The sequence below is a fragment of the Anaerobacillus sp. ABA4_114 genome (genome assembly GCF_056159065.1).
Genome location: NZ_JBSWUM010000001.1, coordinates 3,556,127 through 3,578,156, shown reverse-complemented (window position 1 = coordinate 3,578,156; position 22,030 = coordinate 3,556,127). Strand labels below are relative to the sequence as shown.

At 42.7% G+C, this 22,030-nt stretch carries 17 protein-coding genes; all 17 read left to right on the top strand.

The features are described from left to right. Positions 1-121 precede the first annotated feature (121 nt). The 17 genes from ACXAEY_RS18410 (at position 122) to rsgA (ending at position 22,024) form a co-directional block, all read left to right on the top strand. Positions 122-1,564, top strand: coding sequence for a hypothetical protein (locus ACXAEY_RS18410; RefSeq protein WP_474814088.1), 1,443 nt, complete (start codon positions 122-124; stop codon positions 1,562-1,564). A gap of 2 nt (positions 1,565-1,566) precedes the next feature. After that, the gene (locus tag ACXAEY_RS18405; RefSeq protein ID WP_474814087.1) at positions 1,567-2,010 is read left to right on the top strand and encodes a GNAT family N-acetyltransferase; all 444 of its coding nucleotides are present in this window, start codon (positions 1,567-1,569) and stop codon (positions 2,008-2,010) included. Between the two features lie 96 nt (positions 2,011-2,106). After that, positions 2,107-4,500 (top strand): DUF7408 domain-containing protein, encoded by a 2,394-nt coding sequence (locus ACXAEY_RS18400; RefSeq protein WP_474814085.1) that lies wholly within the window; start codon positions 2,107-2,109, stop codon positions 4,498-4,500. Continuing rightward, complete coding sequence (locus ACXAEY_RS18395) at positions 4,493-5,419, top strand: ABC transporter ATP-binding protein (protein WP_474814084.1); 927 nt, start codon at positions 4,493-4,495, stop codon at positions 5,417-5,419. Before ACXAEY_RS18400 ends, ACXAEY_RS18395 begins: the two co-directional genes overlap by 8 nt. Before the next feature lies 1 nt (position 5,420). After that, positions 5,421-6,275: an ABC transporter permease gene (locus tag ACXAEY_RS18390; RefSeq protein ID WP_474814082.1), complete on the top strand. Its 855-nt coding sequence runs from the start codon at positions 5,421-5,423 to the stop codon at positions 6,273-6,275. Next, the gene (locus ACXAEY_RS18385) at positions 6,272-7,822 is read left to right on the top strand and encodes a hypothetical protein (RefSeq protein WP_474814081.1); all 1,551 of its coding nucleotides are present in this window, start codon (positions 6,272-6,274) and stop codon (positions 7,820-7,822) included. Before ACXAEY_RS18390 ends, ACXAEY_RS18385 begins: the two co-directional genes overlap by 4 nt. Positions 7,823-7,824: 2 nt before the next feature. Continuing rightward, the gene (locus tag ACXAEY_RS18380; protein WP_474814079.1) at positions 7,825-8,820 is read left to right on the top strand and encodes an AAA family ATPase; all 996 of its coding nucleotides are present in this window, start codon (positions 7,825-7,827) and stop codon (positions 8,818-8,820) included. Continuing rightward, positions 8,817-9,692 (top strand): DUF58 domain-containing protein, encoded by an 876-nt coding sequence (locus tag ACXAEY_RS18375; RefSeq protein ID WP_474814077.1) that lies wholly within the window; start codon positions 8,817-8,819, stop codon positions 9,690-9,692. Before ACXAEY_RS18380 ends, ACXAEY_RS18375 begins: the two co-directional genes overlap by 4 nt. A gap of 9 nt (positions 9,693-9,701) precedes the next feature. Next, positions 9,702-11,501, top strand: a complete 1,800-nt coding sequence (locus tag ACXAEY_RS18370; RefSeq protein WP_474814075.1) for a vWA domain-containing protein — start codon at positions 9,702-9,704, stop codon at positions 11,499-11,501. Continuing rightward, on the top strand, positions 11,491-14,244 hold the full coding sequence (locus ACXAEY_RS18365) for a VWA domain-containing protein (protein ID WP_474814885.1): 2,754 nt from the start codon (positions 11,491-11,493) through the stop codon (positions 14,242-14,244). Before ACXAEY_RS18370 ends, ACXAEY_RS18365 begins: the two co-directional genes overlap by 11 nt. 96 nt (positions 14,245-14,340) lie before the next feature. Beyond that, on the top strand, positions 14,341-15,705 hold the full coding sequence (locus tag ACXAEY_RS18360) for a sigma-54 interaction domain-containing protein (RefSeq protein ID WP_474814882.1): 1,365 nt from the start codon (positions 14,341-14,343) through the stop codon (positions 15,703-15,705). 231 nt (positions 15,706-15,936) lie between these two features. Continuing rightward, a complete protein-coding gene (locus ACXAEY_RS18355; protein ID WP_474814073.1) occupies positions 15,937-16,644 on the top strand; it encodes a CoA transferase subunit A in 708 nt (235 codons plus the stop codon). After that, positions 16,641-17,309: a CoA transferase subunit B gene (locus ACXAEY_RS18350; RefSeq protein ID WP_270182569.1), complete on the top strand. Its 669-nt coding sequence runs from the start codon at positions 16,641-16,643 to the stop codon at positions 17,307-17,309. The genes ACXAEY_RS18355 and ACXAEY_RS18350 overlap by 4 nt, the downstream gene beginning before the upstream one ends. 15 nt (positions 17,310-17,324) lie before the next feature. Continuing rightward, positions 17,325-18,644 carry a GntP family permease gene (locus ACXAEY_RS18345; RefSeq protein ID WP_474814071.1) on the top strand — a complete coding sequence of 440 codons (1,320 nt, stop codon included), beginning with the start codon at positions 17,325-17,327 and terminating at the stop codon, positions 18,642-18,644. Positions 18,645-18,665: 21 nt separating this feature from the next. Then, complete coding sequence (locus tag ACXAEY_RS18340; RefSeq protein ID WP_474814069.1) at positions 18,666-19,445, top strand: 3-hydroxybutyrate dehydrogenase; 780 nt, start codon at positions 18,666-18,668, stop codon at positions 19,443-19,445. A gap of 57 nt (positions 19,446-19,502) precedes the next feature. After that, complete coding sequence (locus tag ACXAEY_RS18335; RefSeq protein ID WP_474814067.1) at positions 19,503-20,678, top strand: acetyl-CoA C-acetyltransferase; 1,176 nt, start codon at positions 19,503-19,505, stop codon at positions 20,676-20,678. Positions 20,679-20,965: 287 nt separating this feature from the next. Beyond that, on the top strand, positions 20,966-22,024 hold the full coding sequence (rsgA, locus tag ACXAEY_RS18330; protein WP_270182573.1) for a ribosome small subunit-dependent GTPase A: 1,059 nt from the start codon (positions 20,966-20,968) through the stop codon (positions 22,022-22,024). Positions 22,025-22,030 lie beyond the last annotated feature (6 nt).

The window sequence follows — 22,030 nt, the reverse complement described above, 5'->3', positions numbered from 1 at the left end:
CCGTGTCGTGAACACGGTTTTTTTGTAGCCCTTTGCTGCCAATAGAAAGAATAGTATGATAAATCTGGAATAACTGTAAAAAGGAGTGAAGATCATTCTTAAGAAGAATGCACCCAAGCTTTTGATTGTCTTAGCAATTTTTACTGGCTTTCTCCTCTATATGAATTGGAACCATGGTGAAGAGCCTACTTTTGCGATTAGTGATGATTTCGAGCAAGTTGACTCTGAACAAATGTTGATGGCTGAATTGACGAGGCAATTAACTGGATCAGAGCTAGTTGCAAACTACCAACTATTTAAAGATGTAGATTATGAGAAACTATTAATTGAGGTTCAGCGCACCTTGAAGGTTGAAAAAGCATGGTTACACCAAGGTGAGCTACAGCTTATTTATAGTATCGATTTACGCAGAGAGGATCAAAAGCAATTGGACGTGCCATATTTGATGTTTGAAGAGGTCGGTCTAATGGCAAATGGGAAACGTTATAATTTTGAACTCACAACACTCGAGACGAATTGGCTGTCCAAAGGGTATGTACATAATTATCGATTGTATAGAGGCATAAACATACGAATGACAGGGTCTGAAGAGAACTTTGAAAAGCTTCAAAACATAACTGGACATGAAGAAATTGATCAAATTGTTATCGATCAGCCAAACATGATTCACGGTTCATTTGAAGATAAGAAGGCAATGGAGTCAATGAAGATCGGTCTCTCACTGCCTACAAATGCAAATGATGAGCTCGAAAGGATGGAGCTTAGTCAGAGAACAAATTTGAACGATGGAAGAACGATCGAATGGGAAGCGCTCACTTTATTTATTCATAATACAAAGCTCTTATTCAACATGGATACCGAGCGGCCATTACAAGGTATGACGTTACGAGTTAAGAAGCCGAATGGAGAAGTTTTTGAAGACCAAGTGAGTGTCGGGAGTTTAGGAAAAGAGCAGTATGAAGTGAACATGAGAGGGTTTACAGAATTCCCGAATGAACTAGGCATTGAAGTGACTGCGCTTGAATTCATGGATGAAGGCACTCCCATGACGTTTACAATTCCGAAAGAAATAATCACTCAAGGGTTGAGAATGGACAAAGGAGAATCGCAATCTATCGAGAAAAAGATCGGATCTAAGAATGGCGTGAACATCTTTTTCGAAGGATTGTCTACTAATGATACATACGGTGGGCCACATGAAGATTTGATGGGGATATTGGTTGGGTTAGAAGGTGTTGAGGACAAACAATTCAATACTTGGTTTAATTACGTGACGGAAGGTATGCAAAATTTAAAATATAACATCTCAGGTGATTCTGAGTCTGAGGTTTATCAATATAGGCAAGGCCCGCTTATTGAAATATCCGACCAAGATGGAAACATCTTAGAGCCTATCGGTAGCTCACTAAATCCGACCCCTGAAAAAGAAGTTCAAAATATATTGATCGAAAGAACGTATTTTGAAAATGCTAGCGAAATAAACTTGAAAATCAGTCACTTTCCCTATGTTGAACAGCTTGAAGAGAACAATACGACGTTTACGTTAACAAGTAAAGGAGGTTGATCATGAAAATAGATAGAGAGTTGGAAGACTATCCGTTCGATCTTCTCCTCGATGCAGATCCATCAATCGAGAAGGTGAAAGGATATCTCACGCATGGGGTTTGTTACACCGCGAGAATTAGTGAGAAGATCATCGGAACTTATGTTTTGTTACATAAAGGATCTTCCGTAGAAATCATGAATATAGCAGTAGAAGAATCATATCGAGGAAAAGGGATAGGTAAGAGATTGTTAAAGGATGCGTTAGCTAAAGCAAAACAAATGGGAGTGGAGACTGTTGAAATTGGGACAGGAAACTCTAGTATAGGTCAGCTAGCTCTATACCAAAAGTGTGGATTTAGGATCATAGACATTCAACATGGCTATTTTGAACGCTATGAAGAAGAAATAATTGAGAACGGAATCGTATGCAGAGATATGATAAGATTATCGATTTCTGTTCGATAAGGGATATTGTTCCATTTTCTTTATCAGAAGATGGAACTTTTTTGCGTGATCAATCGTTCAATTAGTGGAGAGACGATGAAAAAGGGGGAAGAAAAAGTGAGGAACATACATAAACAATTAGCAATTATTCTATTTTTCATAGTTGCGATCTCGGTACCTCATTATGCCGATGCAGCAGGTGGGATAGAGGTAGAAACAAACATAGGCATCGATGGAAAAGCACAGATTGGAAAAGGCTTTCCTGTCGAGCTCACCCTTAAGAACAAAGGGGAGAGTGTAAAGGGTGATTTGGTCATTGCTTCAAGCAAAGGCTATTCCTCTGGTCACAACCAGGTTGTCCCAGTAGAACTAGGGGAAGGTGAGGAAAAAACCTACCAGCTCACTGTTTCAGGGTTTGGGGAGCACGTCCAGCATTCGGCAAGCCCTACAAAGAAAACGCAGCATATTTATTTTTATGAGGGAGGCTTTGAGGACGGAAAGCAAGTGGAGCTTTCAGGAGATCTCGATTTAACGCCTTCTTTTTTACCGTTCGATCGCCTTGTAGTCGGTGTGCTTAGTGATGATCAAGATGCGTTCAATGCGATTAAGGTGACGACGATAAATGGAAGTTCTCCAGAAGTCATACAAATGGACTCCGTTTATAATTCAGCAGAAGCACTCGAGGTATTTGACCTCATTGTTATTAATGAGTATAACGCAGCGGTATTTTCAGATGATCAACAGGAGAAGATAGCAGAATGGGTTGAACGAGGGGGCAGCCTCGTTATCGGGAGTTCCTCTGGTGTGACGGAGCGTATTGGGTCGTTGAGTGACCTGTTACCGCTTACTCCAACAGGATCAGAGCAGTTAAACGAATTAAAGGTTCTTAATTCCGAGGAGTCACTGTCTCTATCAAACTTTGAAGTGATGACTGGTGAATTGAAAGATTCAGCAAAGGTAGAATTTAAGGAAGGTAACACACCACTCGTTGTTAGTGATTCTATCGGTATGGGACAGGTCATTCAGCTTACATACAACCCATCCTCAAAAGCCCTCGTTGACTGGGAAGGAAATAGCAAATGGTGGGATAAACTGATCCAGAACACTGTAGATATTAGCAGGGGAGGGTACAACTCAACGGATGACATGCTTCAGCAGCTTACATATGACTCAGAGATGTTCCCAGGGTCTGTCGTCCCGATTTCAATGTTGGTTATGGTGTTTGCGATCTATCTTATTGTAGTTGTACCTGTTCTCTACGTTATTTTGAAGAAAAAAGATCGACGTGAGTGGGGTTGGTGGATTATTCCATCGCTCGCTTTGATTACTAGCATTGGTATCTATCTCGTAGGAGCAAAAGATCGATTGCAAGGAACACAAGTGAATGAAATGATGGTTTTCGAGCTAAATGAATCCGGAATGGCTTCAGGTTATGGAAGTGCGTCACTTTTAACAAATGGGAGCGGGGATTATAGTCTTTCATTTGAGGGGGAAACCTTATCTCTTTCACCAAAAACAGATCACGTCTATGAAGATATTGATTACAGCACGTTTCCTATGAAAGAAAATACGGCAGATGGAGAGAAGATCACATTCCAGGATGTAGAGTACTGGTCGACACGATCTGCAACAGTTACTGTACCATCAGTCCAACTAGGTGAACTCGAAGCTGATCTAGCAGTGGTAGACGGTCAGTTGACTGGTGAGATCACTAGTAACTTAACGTACGATTTAAACCATGTCTACCTCATCAGTGGCACAAAAACGTATGAGCTCGGAAACGTTAAAGCAAGCTCTAGAACGGCGATTACGGTCGATGATGTCGATAATACCTTAATGACTGCTCCATCTTCCTATGCTGCACAAAATGTGTTTCCAAATGCGCACAATGCTTATGGAGGACAAGGAAGCAATAAAAACTGGAAAGAGTTTTCGATTCTAGAATTCTATTTATCGAATGGCTTGCTCAATTCTAGAAATACATCCCCAGTGATAGTCGGATATATAGATGACTCGATCCTTAATGGGAAGATCAATGATAAATCACCGAAGAGAAATAGTTTAAACATGATCGTAAAGCCGGTCGAAGTTGAAACTTCAGACGCTGGAGAGTTTTCCATCGATCTAGGTGACACTGTTCCTGAGATCGAGACGCTTGAAGGAGACGCTGAATTTTACATTGAACCATTAGCGAACGGTGAGAATTGGATCGATATAGGGCAGGGGAAATTTGAATTTCGTTATCAGCTTCCTGAATCGATCAACAATAAAGATGTAACGTTTGAAGAGTTGACGGTAAAATTTGACCAACTCAACGGGAATTCTGAAATACGTTTGATGAATAAAGAAGACGGCAAGGTTCTAGAGCAACAAAGCGAGAAGATAACAGACAATGTGAAGGATTACGTTATAGATAATGCAATCGTTCTTCAAGTAGAGAGACCGAGCGGTATGAAGGGTCAATTCTTTGTTCCTCGTATAACGGTGAAGGGGGAGTTTACTAGTGATTGAGATCGTTAATCTTACGAAGCGCTATGGAACGTTCACAGCGCTCGACCAAATGAATTTAACTATAGAAAAAGGAACCGTATTCGGAGTGGTTGGTCCGAACGGTGCAGGGAAGTCTACCACATTTTCAATCCTAGCTACACTTCTTGCGCCGACGAGTGGGACAGCATATATCGATGGGATCGACGTGACGCAAAACCCGTCGAAGATTAGAGAATACATCGGGTATATGCCTGACTTCTTCGGTGTATATGATTCTTTAAAAGCAGGTGAGTATCTCGACTTTTATGGTGCGAGTTACGGTATCGCTCCGAAAGAGCGGGAAGTTTTGATCCCTCAGCTACTGGAACTGGTGAACTTATCTTCGAAGAAAGACACGTACGTTGATTCGCTTTCTAGAGGGATGAAGCAGCGTCTCTGTCTTGCTCGTTGCCTTATCCATGATCCTGAAATATTAATTCTAGACGAGCCTGCTTCAGGTCTTGACCCACGTGCACGAGTAGAAATGCGCGATATTTTAAAAGAACTAAAAGCCATGGGGAAAACGATTTTGATTTCTTCACATATCCTCCCAGAGCTTTCTGAAATGTGTGATGCGCTTGGCGTCATCGAAAATGGACAGCTCGTCGCAACAGGTTCAGTCGCTGCGATTCAACAGCAGTTAAAAGCAAACAAAGTGTTAATCGTAACTGTTCAGAATGAGTTTGAACGTGCTGTACAGTTCTTCGAAGATCAGCCGCTTGCAGTTGATGTTCGAAAAACAGCTGATACTGAACTTCAGTTTGGGTTTAATGGAACGGACGAAGATCAAATCCAATTACTGAAAGAGGCATTACAACAAAGCCTACCGATCCTTAGCTTTACTGAGGAAAAAACGGATCTTGAGGATATCTTTATGGAAATTACGAAAGGAGTGGAATAAGGTGAAGGCGTTACTTTTAAATCCAGTCCTGAATAAAGAATTTAAATTGAGGCTCAGGTCTTTTAAGAGCTATCTAGGGATACTCATTTATTTAATCGTTCTAGGCAGCATTGGAATCGGGTTCATCTTTTTAACGACGATGAACGCGAGGATGGGGTATTTCCGTCCGGAAGAAAGTCGCGTTATGTTCATGGTGCTGTCGATGGTGCAGCTAGGATTAATTTTGTTTATGACGCCTGGACTCACAGCCGGTGTGATCAGTGGGGAACGTGAGCGACAAACGCTAAATATGCTTCTTACGACAAAACAATCTTCAGGAAGCATCATTATAGGGAAGCTGTTGTCTTCTTTATCTTTTCTACTTTTGATCATCGTGGCATCTCTCCCGCTCTACAGCATCACATTTCTATTTGGAGGGGTAGCCCCAGGGACCATTCTTGCTACCTTTGGACTTTACATGATTACAATTCTGACGATCGGTAGTTTGGGCGTGATGTTTTCTACTTTGATTCGAAAAACGATCGTTTCGATGATCACGACATACGGCGTCGCATTATTTTTAACGGCATTTACGGCTTTTGTTGCGGTTCTATCGATTCAGTTCATTTCGATGGGTGGTCCGACCCAAACACAAAATCCTATTCCATACCTTATGTTGATGGGGAACCCTGCTGCTGTGCTCATGACCATCTTTGAACCTAGTATGCAGAAGGAATTGATGAAACAAAGTGGCATTTCGATTCCTCTTTGGATCAGTTACTTATTCACCTGTGTCTTCTTGATCACCTTGTCATTATGGATCAGCATTTCGAAGTTGCGGCCGAATATGAGGGTAAGCAAGAGGAGAAAAGCATGACAGAAAAAGAGTCGTTTCTCTCCTATCTAACCGTCCTTAAGCGAAAGCTACAGGTTCAGTATGTAACGATGAGAGCGATCAACGGATTATTAGTAGCTTTTGGAATAGCCATTCTTATCCTTGTAGCTGGTCGGATCATCGCAATTCCGTATCTACTTTATATTTCAGCAATAAGTGCTGGACTCGTTTTCTTAGCTACATTGATTATAGCGTTGGTGAAGAAGCCTCGTTTAACGGAGGCTGCAAAGTTTTTTGACCGGTTCGTTGGTGAAGATCGCGTTGAGACCGCTTTGACGTTCTTGCAAGATGATTCGAATGAGATGATTCGTATTCAGCGTAACGACACTGTTCAGAGAATGCGTCGTACGATGACAGAAGTTCATAATATGAAACTTTTAACAAGCAAAAAGCGAATCAGCTCTTTGGTAGGTACAGGTCTTTTGATTGCTGCCTTGGTTCTTTTTCCTAACAACACGATGGAGCAAGGGTTCCTCATCGAGAAAGAAAATGAATTGGTAGAGAAAACAAAAAAAGAGTTGGAGGATCTAGCAAAGGAAAAAGATTCTCCACTACAGGAAGAGCAAAAGGAGTTATCAAAACAACTTGAAGAAGCGAATTCAGCTGAGGAACTGTTGCAAACTCTGTTAACAAAAGAAAAAGAGTTAAACGAATTGAAAAAAGAAGCTGAAAGAGCGAAAAAGCAGCTCATGACCCTTTCCGAAAAGAGTGAGGGGCTAAAAGGCATGTCAGAGGCTCTAAAAAACCTTGATCAAGATCAATTAAAGGAAGCGATGGATGCGTTAAAACAAGAAGAGCTTTCACAGGAGCAAAAAAACACGCTGAAGACGTTAGAAGAACAGATGAACGGTTCATCCAATTCCGGCGAGTTGTCTGATGAAGAGATACGTGAGTTATTAGAAAGCCTTGAAAAATCATTGAGTGAAGCTGTTGCGAGTGCCAACCAGTTGGGGGATATTCAGGCATTACAAAACAGCTTGCAAAGCGGGGCGAAGTCTCTAAATTCATCGATGCAAGCTTCGGGTATGGGAGGCGTACAATCGCTTTCTTTTGCCAACTCTAACTCACAATCTAGTAGCCAAGGAAGTTCTAGCGGCAAAAGCACGGGGGCTGCCAGTGGGAATTCTGAATCAGCCGATGGAGCAGGCACTTCGGGCAGTGGAGGCAAAGGAAGAGGAACTGGAAATGGAAATGGAAGCGGAAATGGAACTGGAAGCGGTTCGAGCTCTGGTACAGGCGGTTCATCAGGTGGAACAGGTCAAGGTGATCGAGAGCTATTGACCGTTCCTGATCGAATTGGTGGAGAAGGAACGATCGAACAAGATAGCGGTGAACTTGGAGAAGGTAGCAGTGAGATGGAAGAAGCCAAAGAAGCGCCGGTCCTTCCTGGTTCAGTCAGGTCTTACCAAGAAGTGTACGGTGATTATGAAGAAGGATACCGGCAAAGCGTAGATCGGATGCAGCTCCCAACACATTTAGAATCTCTCGTGAAACAATACTACAGTGAGATGAACCCGGAAGGAGAATAACAGTGGTCGAATTGAAAGAACAGGAAAATAAATTATCATACACTAGAGAGAAAGTAGAAGAGATTCGAACAGAGCTTGGCAAGTTTATTGTAGGGCAAGAAAAGACGATCGAGCAGGTTCTTTGGACGATCTTTTCTGGAGGGCATGCGTTGCTTGAAGGCTTGCCAGGTTTAGGAAAGACGATGCTCGTAAGAACGCTTTCAGATATTATGGATTTGGATTTTTCTAGGATTCAGTATACGCCTGACTTAATGCCTGGGGATATTACGGGTACGATGATGATTCAACCTGATGAAAAGGGAGGACAATCTTTCTCGTTTCATAAAGGGCCCATCTTCTCAAATATCGTGTTAGCTGATGAAATTAACCGTGCCACACCGAAGACTCAGAGCTCATTACTAGAAGCGATGCAGGAAAAAACAGTAACCGTAATGGGAGAAATGAAAAGACTTCCGCGTCCATTTTTTGTCTTAGCTACACAAAACCCAATCGAACTTGAAGGAACGTACCCACTACCAGAAGCACAGATGGATCGGTTCTTAGTAAAGATCGACGTAGAGTATCCTTCGCGAAATGAGTTGAAAGAGATTGCGGTGCGAACAACGGGTGGGAATGATGTAAAACTCGAAAAGGTTGTAGACGGTCAGTTTATAGTAGATGTTCAAAACCTCACGAACGACGTTCTTGTGGCTGATAGCATCATGGATTTTGCAGTCTCACTTGTTTTGAATACACATCCAGATCAAGAAGGAGCACCTGAGGCTGTTCAACAATATGTACGATACGGTTCAGGACCACGTGGCCTTCAAGGAATCATTAAGGTTGCAAAAACAAGGGCGCTTTTAGCAGGGAGGGCTAATGTGTCGATCGGTGATATAAAACAAGTCGCTATACCGGTCCTTAGGCATCGAGTCTTCCTGAATTTTGAGGGTGAAGCATCAGGCGTTGTGACGGATGATCTTCTTATGGAAGTAATTAAGGGATTAGAAGAAAGATGACGCTATTATCTCCACAGTTCCTTCAACGATTACCTAAACATAGAATTCAAACTGCAATTGTCGCAAAAGGTTCTCATCGAGGGGAAAGAAAATCTACGAAGCTAGGAACGTCTCTCGAATTTTCCGATTATCGCCTTTATTCACCAGGGGACGACCTGCGACAAATCGATTGGAATGCTTATGCCCGAACAAAGCGTCACTATATTAAGAGGTTTATGGATGAACAAGAGCTGTTGATTTCCATTTATTTAGATTCTACCTCTTCCGTTATGTTGGACAAAGGAAAAAGAGAGTATGCTCAAGCTCTCGCGGTAGCATTCGGATATATGGGTTTATGCGGAGATGACCGAGTATGTCTTCATCCGGTCGGTGACAAGATACCCTCTTTTCCATTTCGTAAGGGACGCGCGTATAGCACGAAACTTCTAAACTATGTTACGTCTCTTAATCACATGGAGGAAAGAGCAACGCAGTCTTTTATGAAAGACGTTGTTCGTAAACTTCCGAAAAAGACTGGGATTTCCATCGTGATCAGCGATCTCATGGAGCCATTAGAAGAGATTCAATTTACTCTGAAGCGACTTCAAGCACAAAAACAACAGGTGCGATTGGTGCAAGTGCTGTCAGAGGAAGAAGTAAACCCTAGTTATAAAGGGGACTTGAAACTGATCGATAGTGAAAGTTCTACAGAAACAAACGTCTCGATGAGTAAGAATGTCCTTCGCTCCTATCAAAAAAGATTCGAGTCTCATCAGCATGATCTCGCTCAGTTTTGTTCAGAGCGTGGGATTAGTTTTGTGACATGTTCAACTTCTGAGACGATCGACAACGTAGTGTTTCGTGATTTCCGTAGGAAAGGCTGGATTTTGTGAGGTGATGACATGGGGTTATTGGTACCCTCTTTTTTATGGCTATTAAGCTTATTAGCTGTAATCATTGTATTTTACTTATTTCGAAAGCAATTTGATAAAACACGAGTGCCATCTACTTTTCTGTGGAATCAAGTGATTGAAGAGTGGCAGGCCTCTAAATGGTGGAAAAAGCTTCAGCAAAACCTATTGTTTTATTTGCAGCTCTTGTTTATCATACTCATCGTTTTTGCACTCGCGAGGCCTTTCGTTACGACAGATCGCCTATCAGGTGAAACCGGGGCAGTCGTACTCGATACGTCAGCTACAATGTCTGCAGGTGAAGGGGAGACGAAGTTTGATCAAGCAAAGAAAGAAGTACTCGATTTAATAGACACCCTTGGAGATGATCAGAGCTTAACGATGGTCACTTCAGGGGCAGTACCTACAATGATATTTGCAAAAGAAACGGACAAACGAAAAATGAAAAAGATTGTCGAAGAGCTTTCGGTGACTTATGAAGAAGAAAATATACAAGAAGCGATTAGCCTTGCTTCATCGTACATAGCGAATCAACAGGGGAGTGTATACGTATTCTCAGATGACGTGAAAAAGAATGAGGTTAGCGATGTTCAACACCAGGTTGTGGTTAATAACATTGGTGGAGAAGTGAAAAATCTATCATTACGAACCTTTGGGGTGAAGAACAATCAAGCAACGGCTACAGTGAAGAATGAAATGCCTGAAGCGTCAACTGTCAGCGTATCGGTTTATTCTGAAGATGAAGCATTGATCGAAACAAAAAATGAAAAGGTGAATTCAGGAGAGTCATTCACGTTTCAGTTCGATGGATTACCGGAGGGTACCCATTTTAAAGCGCAGATTAAGAACGAAGATGATTACAAGGTCGACAATACCCTCTATACCTTTTCAGAGGTAGAGGCTGCGCCTCAAGTCTATCTAGCTGGTGATGTCTCTCCTTTTATAAAACGAGCCATCACGCTGCTCGGGTATGATCCGGTCACGTTATCTATAGAAGGCGATTCTTTTTCATATCCTGAGCGTGAGGATGCTATTTACGTGTTGGACGGGGTAGCACGTGAAGATTGGCCGGAAACAGGAGGGATCTTACTCTTTTCTCCTATGATTCAGGATTTCAATGGCTATGAAGTGAAAGAGAAAATTGAACTTGAAAAGACGCTCATGAGTAAAGACCAGGCTGTATTGGAATATGTGAGTATGGAAGATGTTTACCTGAACGCTGCATATCCGACTTCAATTCCACTCGAACCAATCGTAACTAGCGGTGATACTCCTGTGTTACTCAGCGGAAAGCTTGAGGGAAGACCGATGATGTTTGCTTCATTCGATATCGAAGATTCTGATTGGCCATTGCATCCGAGTTTTCCAATCTTTATACAAAATGCGATTCAATATGTGAGTGAAGATCAACATTTCCTTGGTTCTTATTCCCCTGGTCAAACAATCGATTTACCGTATTCATCAACAACGAAAGGTGCTGTATTAGAAGATAGTAAAGGAAGTCACTTGGGAGATTTAAGTACGGACGAGTGGAGCCAAGCCGCTCCTTATCAACCTGACTTGTATACCATCGTTGAAGAACGAACAGATGGCTTTCAAGAGAAGCACTTCATTGTAACTCTGCCTTCGAATGAAAGGTCACCAATCAGTAGCGAGTCTTTCTCATTAGGAGAAGAAACGACAGCAGTTACAGAGTCGGGTAAGATTGAATGGTGGTATGTGCTCGCTGGTTTAGGGCTTCTCATTTTATTGATCGAATGGGAGGTGTATCGACGTGGGCATGCATTTTGATCAACCTCTATGGCTGTTCACCTTCTTTCTCGTCGGACTATCGTTATTTCTTTACTGGAAACAAATGCGATCTACTACTGAAGAATGGGTTTTACTTTCCGTTAGATCACTACAATTTGTTTGCTTGATCTTTGCGCTCGCTGGCATGCAAATCGTAACGCCTGTTACAGAGGTTTCAACCATTTTTGTCGCGGACAGGTCTGATAGTCAAAAGAACCAAAGTGAAGAGATGATGGACTATATTCAGAGTTCACTTGAAAACAGTCGATCTGATGATGAGTTTGGTGTCGTAACCGTTGGATCAGATGTGAATGTTGAACGGAATTTAAGCCGTTATGAGAAGCAGAAGATTGAATTTCTTGCTGAAACCGATGGCAGTGCTACTGATCTCTCAAGTGGTCTTAGTGTTGGTGGAAGTCTACTAAACACGAACCATCGATCGAGGGTCGTTCTGTTAACGGATGGAAACGAAACGGTGCATGATGCAGTAGCACGTGCAGAAGAATTAGCGAGGCAAGGCATCACTGTAGACGTAAAAGCGTTTGAGCCTGAATCACGAAAAGATGCTGCGATTACGTCATTTCGTGTTCCAGATAAGGTGTATACAGGAGAGACGGCAACTCTTGAGCTTAATGTTGAAAGTAACGAAAAGATGATAGGCAACGTAAGAATTTATGGAGGAAACGAACAAATCATAGATAAGGAAGTTGAGCTCGAAGCTGGCATCAATCGGTTTACGTTTAACGATGAGATCTCAGAAGCGGGTTTCAAGGAGTACAAAGCTGAATTGACTGCACCAGATGACACGATTCCTGAAAATAATGAAGCATACGGAATTTCAGTCGTGAAAGGCACGCCTAAAATCTTAGTGGTCGAAGGCGAAGAAGGCGAAGGAGATAATGCGGTAGCAGCGTTAGCTTCTACTGATCTATCTGTAAAGCAAATTACGCCTGAATTTCTTCCGACTACTCTGACCGGTCTAGCGGAATACCAATCTATCATCTTTGCGAATGTGTCCGGAACGCAGGTAAGTGAAGCACAGATGACGATGATCGAGTCGGCTGTAAGAGACTTTGGGACAGGATTCATCATGACAGGTGGGAAGAATAGTTTCGGGTTAGGTGGGTATTTTCAAACGCCGATTGAAAAAATTCTTCCTGTTGATATGGATGTGAAGGGTAAAAAAGAAATTCCATCGCTGGGCATGGTCATGGTACTGGATCGTTCAGGAAGTATGTCAGGGTACAAGCTCGATCTTGCAAAAGAAGCAGCTGCTCGTTCTGTGGAACTGCTAAGAGAGAGGGATACGTTTGGGTTTATCGCTTTCGACGATCGTCCGTGGGAAATCATTAAAACGAAGCCGATCGAGGATAAGAAGAGTGTGATCGAAACAGTATCGAGCCTTACCTCCGGTGGAGGGACCGAAATCTTTACGTCACTCTCACTTGCTTATGAAACATTGTCTCCTCTCGAATTAAAACGAAAGCACATCATCTTACTTACTGATGGACAGGCAAGCAACCGGCCTGATTATGAAACGATGATAAACGCCTCGGAAAATAGCGATATTTCACTTTCGACTGTTGCGATCGGAACTGATGCGGATAAAGCGCTTCTCGAAGAAATCGCTGGCTACGGAGAAGGACGTTTTTATGACGTTGAAGATCCATCGACGATTCCTAGTATATTAGCAAGAGAAACAGCGTTAACGACAAGGACGTATATCGAAGACAACCCTTTCTTCCCGGTTTTGACGGGAAATGAATTACAGTCTTTCCTTGAAGGTGGGGTACCAAGAATGAATGCTTACATTGCTACGACACCAAAAGGGAGGGCATCTGTTCTTCTTCAGAGTGAGAAGGAAGATCCAGTCCTTGCAAGGTGGCAATACGGTCTTGGTAAGACGATTGCCTGGACGAGTGATCTTAGCGGTGAATGGTCTGGTAATTGGCCATCTTGGAAGCAGTGGTCCGCTTTCTGGAACAATATGGTGACATCCACCCTTCCACAGTATGAAGGTAGTGCTTTTGAATTGAAGACCGCTAAACAAGGGGATCAGGCAACTGTTTCAATTACATCTTATGATGACGTTAAAGGAGAAGTAAGTGGAAAAATAGTAGATTCAGGAGGTAATGAAGTACCATCACAATTTAACATTACTGCACCTGGAGAATATGAATTAACCTTTAAAGGAGAAACAGGTGTTTACTTTGCTCAGATTCAACAGCAAGAAAATGGCGAAGTAACCGACGCTTATCAAACAGGATTCGCCCTTCCATACAAGGAGGAGTACCGTCCAGTGAATCTCGACCAAAAGAAGCTTGAAGTGATTGCTGAGGCAGGAAATGGACGCGTGCTCTCTGATAATGATAATGTGTTTGAACGAAATACACCTGTTGGCTACGATCGACAGCCTATTTGGAATTATCTGCTGTTACTCGCACTTCTATTATTCATTGCAGATGTTGCCATTCGTCGTTTTGGTCTCATAAAAGTCAACTTGAAGAACAAGCATTTGAAAAAGGAACGCCCTCAAACACAAGTAAGCACGAGCAAATTTGAACGGTTAAAAACAGCGTCAAAAACTAGCTCTACGAAGAAAACTTTTTCTAAAGTTGATCCACCAAAGGAAGTCGTTACAAAGAATGAGAAGAAAAGGCAAGAGCAGCCTATTAAAAAACAAGAATCGTCAAACAGTGATCGGATGTCCAGATTGCTCGATGCGAAAAATAGACGTAAGTAAAGGTAAGACTCTTGTGCTAGTCACAAGAGTCTTATTGATTTTAAGAGGAAGAGTGATGGTACAATAAGAGAATGATAGGAAAGAGGAGTGGCTAAATTGAACCCTGGTGAGCTTACGATCAAGTGCAACATCTTAGAGAAGATTATTGATAACGCTTACGAATGGATCGTTGTGGTAAATACGAATGGCTTAATCGATTATATGAATAAAACGTACTGCGAATTTTTAGAAGTGAAAAGTGAAGAAGTCATTGGAAGGCATGTTACTGATGTTATCGAGAATACCCGAATGCATATCGTAGCAAGAACAGGCGAGCTCGAACTTGCTGATCTCCAATACATCCGTGGAAACTACATGATTGCCAATAGAGTCCCGATCTATCATCATGATGAACTCATCGGAGCTGTGGGAACGGTGATCTTTCGTGATACGGAGCAATGGAAACAGATGAACACGCATGTGAAGGGACTGCTTTCAGAACTTGAATATTATCGAAGTGGTACTGCGAAAGAAAATGGTGCAAGCTATTCTCTTTCAGATATTGCAGGCGTTTCTGACTCCATACAAAGCTTAAAGGACAAAGTTAAGCAAATTGCGAGTGGAAACGTGTCTGTGCTCATACGCGGGGAAAGTGGAACTGGTAAAGAACTCTTCGCTCACAGTATCCACCAGCTAAGCGAACGAAGCAATCGCCCTTTTGTTAAAGTGAACTGTGGAGCGATTCCAGATCAGCTTCTTGAATCAGAGCTTTTCGGTTATGAAGAAGGGGCATTTACTGGAGCGAAAAAAGGCGGGAAGCCAGGCAAGTTTGAACTTGCGAATAACGGAACGATCTTCCTTGATGAGATCGGTGATATGCCTGTAAATATGCAGGTGAAATTATTAAGGGTTCTTCAAGATCGAGAAGTGGAGCGAGTTGGTAGTCTCCGCTCAAAGAAAGTGGATGTAAGAATAATCGCAGCGACGAATCGCCCCCTCGAAGCGATGGTAGAAGAACGCAGGTTTCGAGAAGATCTGTTTTATCGAATCAATGTTATCCAGCTATTTATTCCTCCTTTACGAGATCGACTTAAGGATGTAACGCCTCTTGCAGAATTGTTCGTAAAGAAGATCTCGATAAAAACTGGGAAGCGAGTACTTGGGATAGAGGAAGAAGCGATGAGGTTTCTTCTTCAACATAACTGGCCCGGTAACGCTCGGGAACTTGAGAATGCTCTTGAAGCAGCTGTTCACTTAACAAGAAATGAAACGCTCGATGTGGATGCTCTACCAGATTATTTAACAGAAGAAAAAACGATCGTGTCAGCTGGTCGAAAATTAAAGGATGTACTAGAAGAAGCAGAGAGGGAAGCGATTCGAAAGACGCTTGTGAAATGTTCCGATAATAAGATCGAAGCAGCAAAAATTCTAGGAATAGGGAAAACGAGCTTATATGACAAGATAAAAAAATACGATCTTTAAGCGATTCCGCAGAACCGGAAATAATTCCGGTTTTGCGGAATTTTTCTATTTTGACAGATATAGATGGGGTTTGATGCATTTTTCTCAATGCGTATGCTCTAAAATTCCGAAAAAGCGGAAACGTATAATTGGATCGAATGCTTTAAAGTAAGAGCTGTCAGTATTTTTCGAAAAATAAAAGTTGGCACGATACTTGCAACGGTTTATGTGAATGGGAAAGGAGTTGGAGTCATGAAGAAACAGTATGGCAGTGGCTATGAAGCAATAAAGGATATTAAAGACGGTTCCACGATTATGGTAGGAGGATTTGGTCTCGTAGGGATACCAGAACAGATGATTCTTGGTTTAGTGGAATCTGGTGTTAAAGATCTTACGGTAATCTCAAATAATTGTGGTGTAGACGAGTGGGGACTTGGTCTCTTGTTAAAGAAAAAGCAGATTAAGAAAATGATCGGTTCCTATGTAGGAGAAAACAAGGAGTTCGAACGTCAAGTTCTCTCTGGGGAGCTTGAGGTAGAACTGATTCCACAGGGGACGCTAGCTGAACGGATTCGAGCTGGAGGTGCAGGGATCCCAGCGTTTTATACACCGGCTGGAGTAGGAACTGAAGTAGCAAGAGGGAAAGAAACAAGGATATTCGATGATAAGGAATATGTCCTTGAACATGCTCTGCATGCGGATTACAGCCTTGTACGAGCGAGTATAGCAGATGAGATGGGGAACCTTGTGTTCAACAAAACAGCAAGGAACTTTAACCCTATGATCGCAGCTGCAGGAAAGGTTACGTTTGCAGAAGTAGAACAAATCGTACCGACAGGCGAACTTGATCCGGATCAAATCCATACGCCAGGTATTTATGTTCAAGCATTGTTAGAGGCAGAGCAAGAAAAACGTATAGAGCGTCGCACTGTACGTGAAGAGCAAGGGGTGATGAAATGAGTACAACAAAGACGAATGTAAGAGAACGTATCGCTAGAAGAGCTGAACAAGAAATTGAAAGCGGTTTCTATGTCAATCTAGGTATCGGCATGCCTACGCTAGTTGCCAATCACATTTCAGATAATAAAGAGGTTGTTCTTCAATCAGAGAATGGGCTGCTCGGTATCGGCGCTTATCCTAAAGAAGGAGAAGTCGATCCTGATTTGATCAATGCTGGTAAAGAAACGGTTACAGCGATAACAGGTGCTTCGTTTTTTGATAGTGCTGAATCATTCGGAATGATTCGCGGCGGCCACATCGATTTAGCGATTCTAGGAGGAATGGAAGTTTCCAAGACTGGTGATTTAGCGAACTGGATGATTCCAGGCAAAATGATTAAAGGTATGGGCGGCGCGATGGATCTTGTACATGGTGCAAAGAAAATCGCGGTCATTATGGAACACGTGAACAGAGATGGCGCACCGAAAATCGTTGAATCATGTTCACTGCCTTTAACAGGCAAAGGTGTCGTCGATCGAATTATCACTGAACGAGCTGTAATCGATGTAACTGAAGAGGGGCTCGTGTTAAAGGAAATAGCAAAAGGTTATACGTTAGATGATATTAAGAATTCAACCGGAACAGATCTTGTAGTGGCGTCAGATATTGCGTATGACGCATTTTAAGAAGGAGGAACAAGAATGTTAAGTATGATTGGATTGATTGGGGGGCTTTTGCTACTCATCTACCTTACGATGAAAGGAATGAACCTGTTAGTAGTAGCGCCTCTATGTGCATTGTTTGTAGCAATCATGAGTGCTCTCCCATTGTTTCCTCAACTCGTTGAGGAGGGTGCTGCGAATTTCGTTGGCAACTATATGGGAGGATTCGCAGGATTCGTATCATCTTGGTTCCCGATGTTCCTACTAGGAGCGATCTTTGGGAAGGTGATGGAAGACAGTGGAGCAGCTGACAGTGTATCAAAATGGGTCGTAGCAAAGCTTGGGATCAAACAGGCAGTACTCGCGATCGTGCTAGCGTGTGCGATCTTAACGTACGGAGGCGTAAGCTTGTTCGTTGTAGCGTTTTCCGTTTATCCGATGGCAGTAAGTTTATTTAAACAAGCAGATTTGCCTCGTCGATTCATTCCTGCAGCTCTTGCTTTTGGATCGGTAACATTCACGATGACATCTGCTGGTTCACCTGAGATTCAAAACTGGATTCCAATCGAATATTTAGATACAAGTCCATATGCAGGCTGGGAAGTCAGTTTAATCGTAGCATTGTTTATGGCAGGGTTTGGGTACTGGTGGTTAAAGCGCATGATCTCGAAAGCTGTTGCTAACGGCGAAAAGTTCGTTGCAAGAGATGAAGATCCTGAGGTTGAAGACCGTCCGCTACCACATCCACTCATGGGGTTAGTTCCTCTTGTAATCGTATTGATCATCTCGTTTATCTTCCACGATAGTTTGAAGCAGTCAGCTTTGATCATCGCGCTGCTAGGTGGAATCATCGCTACATATTTGTTGAACAGAAAATATTTTGCGAACTTCGGCCGAGCTGTTTCAGATGGTACCCTCGGTGCTTTGATCGCGATTGGTAATACGGCTGCAGTTGTTGGCTTTGGAGGAGTAGCAAAGGCAGTTCCAGCTTTTGAAACGGCTGTTGGTTTTATGACTGGTATCCCAGGTAGTCCTTTGATTGGAGGAGCTATTGCGGTAAGTGTTATCGCGGGATTAACAGGATCAGCTTCTGGTGGACAAGTCATTGCATTACCGATCCTTGCGCCGCATTATATTGACGCTGGTGTCAATCCTGAAGCACTTCACCGTACGATCGCGATTTCTTCTGGTGCACTCGATTCTCTTCCACACAATGGTTATGTGGTTACAACGATCAGAGCGATATGTGGAGAATCACACCAGGATGCATACGGTGCAGTTGGAGCATTGACTGTAATCGTTCCGTTGATCGGCTTAGCGATTGCCATCATTTTATTTAGTCTTGGATTAGGAATATAAGGGTTCAAAGGAGGAAGTCAGTTGTTTGTAAAAGACAAGGTAGTCGTGATCACAGGAGCAGCAAGTGGCATCGGTAAAGAATTAGCAAAAGTGTTTTCTGATCACGGAGCAAACGTTGTTCTAAGTGATCTGAATGAGGAGAAGGTAAAGGAAGCTGCAGAAGCAATTCGTGGAGAAGGTGCTGTAACGCTTGGAATTCGATGCGATGTAACGAAGGAAGATGAAGTTCAGGCGATGCTCGACCAAACGATAGAACAATTTGATCGAGTGGATGTACTGATCAATAATGCTGGGCTTCAGCACGTATCCAATTTGGAGGACTTTCCAACTGAAAAGTTTGAACTCCTTACAAAAGTGATGCTCGTTGCACCTTTTATTGCGACTAAACTCGTTTTTCCTATCATGAAGAAACAGGGTACAGGGCGCATCATCAATATGTCGTCGATCAACGGGTTAGTTGGATTCTCAGGAAAGTCAGCATACAACAGTGCGAAGCATGGCGTTATTGGCCTGACGAAAGTTGCTGCTCTCGAAGGTGCTGAGCACGGCATCACCGTTAACGCTGTGTGTCCAGGATATGTCGATACCCCATTAGTTCGTGGTCAACTAGAGGACCTTGCAGAGAGCCGGAATGTTCCACTTGAGCGAGTATTAGAAGATGTCATTTATCCTCTAGTTCCGCAAAAACGCTTGTTATCGGTTCAAGAGATTGCGGATTATACGATGTTTCTGGCAAGTGACCAAGCGAAAGGAATCACAGGCCAAGCTGCTGTAATCGATGGAGGGTATACGGCTCAATAATATTTGTAAACGTTTTCCTTCCTTTGTAAAATAGAGATGAGGAATGGAGGAGATAGTGTGAAAGATGTGTTTATTTTAGAAGGAGCTCGAACGCCATTCGGGACATTCGGTGGTTCACTAAAAGACGTGTCGCCAACAGATCTAGGCGTAACAGCTAGTAAAGAGGCGCTGAAAAAAAGTAAGATCAATGCAGAAGAGATTGACTTATCTGTCATTGGAAATGTTATTCATTCAACTTCCAATGCATCTTATCTTGCTCGTCATATTGCATTAAAGTCTGGTGTTCCAATCTCTAGTCCTGCTTTAACCGTGAATAGATTATGCGGGTCAGGACTGCAAGCAGTCATATCCGCGGCACAGTCGATCATGATGGGAGAAGGGGAAACAGCTCTCGCCGGTGGTGCCGATAACATGAGTCTATCGCCTCACGTCTTAAGAGGTAGCCGTTTTGGCACAAAACTAGGTGCACCAAAAGTGGACGACATGTTATGGGCTACGTTAACCGATGAATACACAGGTTTTGGAATGGGTGTGACTGGTGAAAACTTAGCTGAAAAGTATGGGATAACGCGAGAAGACCAGGATGCATTCGCAGCACAAAGTCAAGAAAGAGCTTCACTTGCAAGAGCACAAGGTAAATTCTCTGAAGAAATAGCACCAGTTGAAATTCAAGGGAAAAAGGGTACAACCGTTACTGAGGATGAGCATATTCGTGAAGGTACAACAACAGAAAAGCTAAGCACGTTAAAACCAGCATTTAAAAAGGATGGGACCGTTACTGGTGGAAATGCGAGCGGAATTAATGATGGGGCAGCAGCGGTCGTATTAGCAGGAGAGGAATATGTATCTTCTCATTCTTTATCCCCGCTAGCACGCATCGTTTCATGGGGCATCGCTGGAGTAGACCCTTCCATAATGGGGATTGGACCAGTACCTGCTATTCAAACGGCATTAAAAAATGCTAACTTAACCATGCAAGATATGGACTTAGTCGAAGTGAATGAAGCGTTTGCTGCACAGTATTTAGCTGTGGAAAAGGAGTTAGAGCTCGACAGGTCGATCGTTAATGTGAACGGAGGGGCAATTGCCCTTGGTCATCCTGTTGGAGCAAGCGGGACGAGAGTGCTATATACAATGACGAAAGAGCTGAAACGAAGAAATGGTAAGTATGGTGTAGCTTCACTTTGTATTGGTGGGGGTCAGGGAATCGCAGTCGTTGTAGAAATGGTCTAATCTTTCAGAAAACATTTACAATTAATTATAAGTAACATATAATGAGTGTATTACTAACGGAAAGGGGCTGTGTATTATGTTAAATCACAAAATGAGCATTGTAATTTCATATTGTGCACAGTCCAATCGATCGCCAAAATAATTCAGAAGATCCTTTTGATTAATAAGGCCATGGACTGTGTGCGTACATGTCCATGGTTTTTTTATCCCACACGTGTAGGGATGTGTGAAAAGCCGTGATTAACAACGGCTTTTTTTTAATACTTTTATTAATCAGGAGGATTTTAATGAAGTTAACGAATTTAGGATGGAACGATTATTTTGAAGCTATGCTTAATGAGAAACGTGTTGAAGGAAGAGAACCAGTAAGAGTGATCGAGGAGCATCGAGGCTCATATGAGGTTTCAAACGGGGATACTGTGTTTCGGGCAGACCTATCAGGAAAATACCGTTATGAAGCAGCTCAGCGAGATGATTTACCTGCGGTTGGAGATTGGGTGATGGCGACGCTTTTACTTGAAGAAAAGAGAGCAATTATTCACGATTTAATACCAAGAAAGACAAAATTCTCAAGAAAAGCTGCAGGGAACACAACAGACGAACAAATCGTAGCGGCTAATATCGATACTGTGTTTCTTGTAAATGCGCTAAATCAAGATTTTAACTTAGCAAGAATCGAGCGCTACCTTGTCATGGCGTGGGAAAGTGGGGCTAACCCAGTCATTGTTTTAAGTAAATCTGATTTATGTGATGATGCTGACACAAAAGCAGATTCTGTTGAGGGAATTGCAATCGGAGTGCCTGTTCACATTGTTAGTTCATCGACCGGTGAAGGGCTTGAAGCACTAGAACCATATGTGAGTGACGGGAAAACCGTTGCATTACTTGGATCTTCTGGAGCAGGAAAATCAACATTAATCAATAAGTTATATGGTAGTGACATTCAGCTAGTTCAGGGAATCAGAGACGATGATGGAAAGGGGAGACATACGACGACCAGCAGGGAGTTAATCGTTCTTGAAACAGGCGGAATACTGATCGACACCCCCGGAATGAGAGAACTCCAGCTTTGGGATGCGAGCAGCATGACGAACAGCTTTCAAGATATAGAAGCACTTTCCGAAAACTGTTTCTTTAGAGATTGCACACATACCGGGGAACCAAAGTGCGCAGTACTTTCTGCAATTGAAGAAGGAAGTCTCGAGCAAAGGCGGTTCGACAATTACAAGAAATTTGAGCGGGAACTCGCTTATTTGGAAAGGCAAACGGATAAGAGGGCTCAAATCGAAGAACGAAAGAAATGGAAGAAAGTAGCTGGAGATCGTACAAGGCAACACCGCAGGTAATCTTAT

Excerpts from the sequence above, each read along its gene's own strand:
- ACXAEY_RS18405 (WP_474814087.1), top strand. The coding sequence starts at position 1,567 with ATGAAAATAGATAGAGAGTTGGAAGACTATCCGTTCGATCTTCTCCTC.
- ACXAEY_RS18385 (WP_474814081.1), top strand. The coding sequence starts at position 6,272 with ATGACAGAAAAAGAGTCGTTTCTCTCCTATCTAACCGTCCTTAAGCGA.
- ACXAEY_RS18375 (WP_474814077.1), top strand. The coding sequence starts at position 8,817 with ATGACGCTATTATCTCCACAGTTCCTTCAACGATTACCTAAACATAGA.
- ACXAEY_RS18370 (WP_474814075.1), top strand. The coding sequence starts at position 9,702 with ATGGGGTTATTGGTACCCTCTTTTTTATGGCTATTAAGCTTATTAGCT.
- ACXAEY_RS18365 (WP_474814885.1), top strand. The coding sequence starts at position 11,491 with ATGCATTTTGATCAACCTCTATGGCTGTTCACCTTCTTTCTCGTCGGA.
- ACXAEY_RS18355 (WP_474814073.1), top strand. The coding sequence starts at position 15,937 with ATGAAGAAACAGTATGGCAGTGGCTATGAAGCAATAAAGGATATTAAA.
- ACXAEY_RS18350 (WP_270182569.1), top strand. The coding sequence starts at position 16,641 with ATGAGTACAACAAAGACGAATGTAAGAGAACGTATCGCTAGAAGAGCT.
- ACXAEY_RS18345 (WP_474814071.1), top strand. The coding sequence starts at position 17,325 with ATGTTAAGTATGATTGGATTGATTGGGGGGCTTTTGCTACTCATCTAC.
- rsgA (WP_270182573.1), top strand. The coding sequence starts at position 20,966 with ATGAAGTTAACGAATTTAGGATGGAACGATTATTTTGAAGCTATGCTT.